3 protein-coding genes and 1 pseudogene are annotated in these 4,102 nt (G+C 71.3%); all 4 read left to right on the forward strand.

The genetic code is table 11. From position 1 onward, the window contains the following. Positions 1–48: 48 nt before the first annotated feature. The 4 genes and pseudogenes from IPN47_23920 to IPN47_23935 all read left to right on the forward strand — a co-directional run bounded on the left by IPN47_23920 (position 49) and on the right by IPN47_23935 (position 3,852). Positions 49–408 carry an FHIPEP family type III secretion protein gene (locus IPN47_23920; protein ID MBK9411029.1) on the forward strand — a complete coding sequence of 120 codons (360 nt, stop codon included), beginning with the start codon at positions 49–51 and terminating at the stop codon, positions 406–408. A gap of 339 nt (positions 409–747) precedes the next feature. Then, positions 748–1,026: pseudogene (locus tag IPN47_23925) on the forward strand (type IV secretion system DNA-binding domain-containing protein). 298 nt (positions 1,027–1,324) lie between these two features. Next, entirely contained in the window at positions 1,325–1,900 is a 576-nt protein-coding gene (locus IPN47_23930; GenBank protein MBK9411030.1) for an AAA family ATPase, read from the forward strand. 845 nt (positions 1,901–2,745) lie between these two features. Then, the gene (locus IPN47_23935) at positions 2,746–3,852 is read left to right on the forward strand and encodes a hypothetical protein (protein ID MBK9411031.1); all 1,107 of its coding nucleotides are present in this window, start codon (positions 2,746–2,748) and stop codon (positions 3,850–3,852) included. Positions 3,853–4,102: the final 250 nt, after the last annotated feature.

Here is a 4,102-nt window from a genome sequence, read left to right on the forward strand (position 1 = left end):
CGCCGACGCGTGCCCGAGACGAAGGAGCCGCAGCGGCTCGTCGAGCACGTGCGCGCCCGCCTCGCCCGCATCATCGTCGAACCGCACCTCGATCCGGCCGGCACGCTGCACGCGGCGTTCCTCGATCCCGAACTCGAACGCAACCTCGCCGAGGCGCTCGCCGGCAACGACGGCGTGGCCAACCTGCCCGCCGGCTTCCTCGGCCGCTTCGTCGACCGCACCGCCGAAGCGCTGTCGGCGATGGCGCGCAGCGGCCGCGATCCGGTGCTCGTCACGCGCGCCAACCTGCGTCCCTTCCTCGCCGAAGCGATCGCGGGCGTGATCCCCAACGCTGCCGTCGTGTCCTACCAGGAGACGACGCCCGCCAAGAAGGTCGAGACGACCCAGCGGATCGCCGTCGCGTCGTGATGCACCCCTGATCCACCCCCCACGCCATGCTCCTCAAACGATTCGAACGCAAGACCCTCGCCGAAGCGCTCGACGCGGTCCGCAGCGACTGCGGCGCCGACGCGCTCGTCGTCGAGACGAAGCCGACGCGCGCCGGTTACCTGGTCGTCGCAGCTCGCCCCGAAGCCCCCGTCAAGCGCGACCAGGCCAGCGCCCTGCCCCAGCAGTCGAAGTGGACGCGCGGCTTCCAACCGTTCGCCGACCAGGCGACCGACTTCGGGCTCTCCGCGACGGTGCTGCGCGCCGTCGAAGCGCGCTGCTCGGCACCAGGTCGACCTCTCGCGCCCCGGCGACCCGGCGCTGCCGCCCTCGCGACCCGCATGCTCGCCGCGCTCGTCCGCACCGAACCCGGCATCGAAGACCGCGCTCGCGCGCTTCCGCACGATCGCCCTCGTCGGCCCGACCGGCGTCGGCAAGACGACGACGCTGGCCAAACTGGCCTCCCGCGCCCGTTCCCGCGGGGAGAAGGTCGCCATCATCACGCTCGACACCTACCGCGTCGCCGCCGTCGAACAACTGCGCGCCTTCGCCGACCTGCTCGACGCGCCGTTCCACGGTCGCGTTCACGCCGACCGACCTGCGGCGCCTGCTCGCAACAGCACAGCGACTGCGACCGCATCTTCGTCGACACGACCGGCCGCAGCCCGCGCGACCGCGAGGCGATGCCGCTGCTCGAAGGCAACCTGCGCGCCGGCGGCTGCGCCACCCTGCTGTGCCTCGCGGCCGGCACGCGCGCCGCGACTGCCGCGTCGTGCTCGACGCCTACGAACCGCTCGGCATCGACGCCGTCTGCCTGACCAAGTGGGACGAGACGGGCTCCCCGGCGAAGCGCCGCCGCGATCGATCGAACAGGGCCTGCCGCTCTGGCACCTCAGGGATCGGCCAGGAAGTCCCGGCCGACATCATCCCCGCCGTCGCCGCGCAACTGGCCGAAGCCGCCTTCGCGCCGCGGGAGGGGCCTCCGCGCACGACGCTGGTGCTGGGCCAGCAGGCGCGGTCCACGCTGCCGCGCCCCCGCGGCCCCCGCGAAGAGGCGCCGTGGCTGGCGATCGCGGGCGCGAAAGGCGGGGTCGGCAAGACGACGCTGGCGGTCAATCTCGCCGCCCTGTTCGCGCGCTCCGGCCACCGCACGCTGCTGGTCGACTTCGATCCGGGTTGCGGCAACGTCGGCGTGCACCTGCGGCTCGCCGGGCGCTGGGATCTCGAAGACGTGGCGACGGGCCGGTGCCGCGCTGGCGATGCAGTTCTCGATGGTCCCGGCGGACTGAAGGTCGTGCTGGGCCGTTCGGGTTCGACGACGCTGGCCGGCGGCGACCCCGGGTTGTTGCAGGCGGCGATCGACGCGATCGCGGAGCTGGCGAACGGCTTCGATCTGGTGGTCTGCGACACGGGCGCCGGCATCGGCCCGGCGACGCTGGCGCCGCGGAGCGCGCGGATGTCGTGCTCGCCGTGACGACCCCGGACGGCGGCGCTCACCGATGCCCACGCGCTGTGCAAGGTGCTGCACCTGCGCGGGCGCCCGCTGCAGGTGGTGGTCAACCGGGTGCGCAGCCGGGACGAGGCGATGCGGGCGGCGGGGAAGCTGGGGATGGTCGCGCGGAAGTTCTTGGGCGGCGCGGAGTTGAGGTTGGCGGGGTGGGTTGGGGAGGACGCCGGGGTGGGCGCGGGGTGGTGGAACAGAGGCCGTGGTGGGGTTGGGGGGTGGGGTGGGCGGGGGTGGCGGGGTGGCGGGAGGATCCTGCGGGGTTGGCGGCGGCGGTGATGGGGTTGTGAAGGTGGGGCGAAGCGGCACGCGGGGGTGAGGACAGGCGAGCGCATCGCGGCCACTGCACCTGAACCAGCTCTGGCCGGGCCCACGGCTATCCTGATCGATGCAGAAACCCAAGGTCCGTTGCTCCTGGCCGCCATCGCCCTGCTCCTGGTCGTCTGCGGCTCCGGCCGCAATGTCGACGGCGGTGCCGATCCGCGGCAACTGGTCGCCCAACTGTCGATGCCGGCCAGAGAACTGACAGCCTGCTCATCGCTCATTGCCCTGGGTGCAGGCGCGGTTCCGGCGCTGCGGGGGCACCCCTGGCCGAAGCACAAGTGGACTAACTGCCGGAACGCCCAGCGGCATTCGCGGTGCACGTATTGGGCCGTATCGGCGTCGATGCAGCCGACGCCCAGCCCGAGGTTCAGAGGTTGTTTCGCTCCACCCCTCCATCGACGTCCGTCGACAGGCCGCGTGACTCTCGCCCCGAATCGTCGCGCCGACGCGATGTGCAACGATGTAGAGACTGTGAGAAGTTCCTCCTCGACTTGGGCTCAACCGACATCGAACAAGGCACCTACCGCTGGTCCCTTGCGCTGCTCACACTGGGCCGCGACAGCGGAGAAGCCGCCGTGGCGCAGATGCTGCAGCTCGGCGCGGCAGACGAAATCGCCGCCCTGGCCGAGGCCATCGCCTGCGGCTGGTGCGACTCTGCAATGGCTCGCGCCGACTTCAGTTCCCGAATGGGACTGCTGCGAGTCCGCGGTTTCCGCACATGGGATCGCAACTCGCGTCACGAGACAGCGTGGGCAGCGATGGCGCGGGCTTGCTGGCAGCACGGCGACAGTTCACCCGAAGTCACACTCGGCCTCCTGCGACACCAAGATGCCGCATGGCGGATCGCCGGACTGGGAGCCATCGCGACATCCGAGAGTTGGCAGGACAAGGTGGAGGTCCTGGCCTTGCTCGACGATCCCGTTCCCGCGGTGCAGCAACAAGCCATCGCCACGGTGAGTCCTGGGACCTTCCCTCATCGCGCTTCCGCGCCTGCGGGCCATCGCGGCGAGGCATCCCACGCTCGCCGCAGACTGCGCAACGGCCGCCGACGACATCGTCCGGGCTGTCACGTCCCTGTAAACGAAGCCGCGGTCCTGGCCGTTGCGAAGTGCCGACGCCCATGCTCCGCGGGGATCCGATCCAACTCTGTCCCGTCCAGCGACGCAAGCTCACACTCGGTCTGGATCGACCTCGTCCGAGGCAGTCGCGATGCACCGGCGGACTGGATCGCCGCCATCGGCGCCTTGGCGACCTCGATCGCCGATGACGCGGACGGGGCCGACGCATTCGTCAGTTTGCTGGCGTCCACCGCACAGGATTCCGGGAACGCCGCGATCACAGCCATCACACGTTGTGGCCCCACCCCGCTGCGCACCCATCCTGACATCGAGGCCACGATCTTCGAGTGCGGAGGTCGTGCCGGGCCTGCCCTCCTCGTCGGCATGGAATGCGGGCCGGCGCGCTCGCCAGCGATGCCGACCTTGCCATTGCAGAAGCCGAAGGGGCCTGGCACATCGTCGCGCGTGCCCGGCTCGAACGCGTTCTCCGCCGCACCACCATCCCTCCCGAGTCGATTCGGCGAGCCCGCGCAGGGATGAGCGGCAGCTAAACGCTTCCGGGTCAGCGCGTCACATGGGCGGACCTGCGTTCCAGCGGAACCAGTTCGGTGTCGCTGGCCGCCGAGCCAGCCCTGGTTCGCTCCGCCGCCGCCCCGCGCGCCGCCGCCGGCGAGAGACGGGTTGGCGCGACACGGTTGCACCGGAGACGGCGCAGTTGCTGGCCGAAGCGACTGTCGAGGGGCGGCTGCCGGAGCTCAGCGAGCGGTGGATCCGGGAGCTGCAGGAGTGG

It is taken from the genome of Gemmatimonadota bacterium (assembly GCA_016719105.1).
Classification (GTDB): domain Bacteria; phylum Gemmatimonadota; class Gemmatimonadetes; order Gemmatimonadales; family Gemmatimonadaceae; genus SCN-70-22.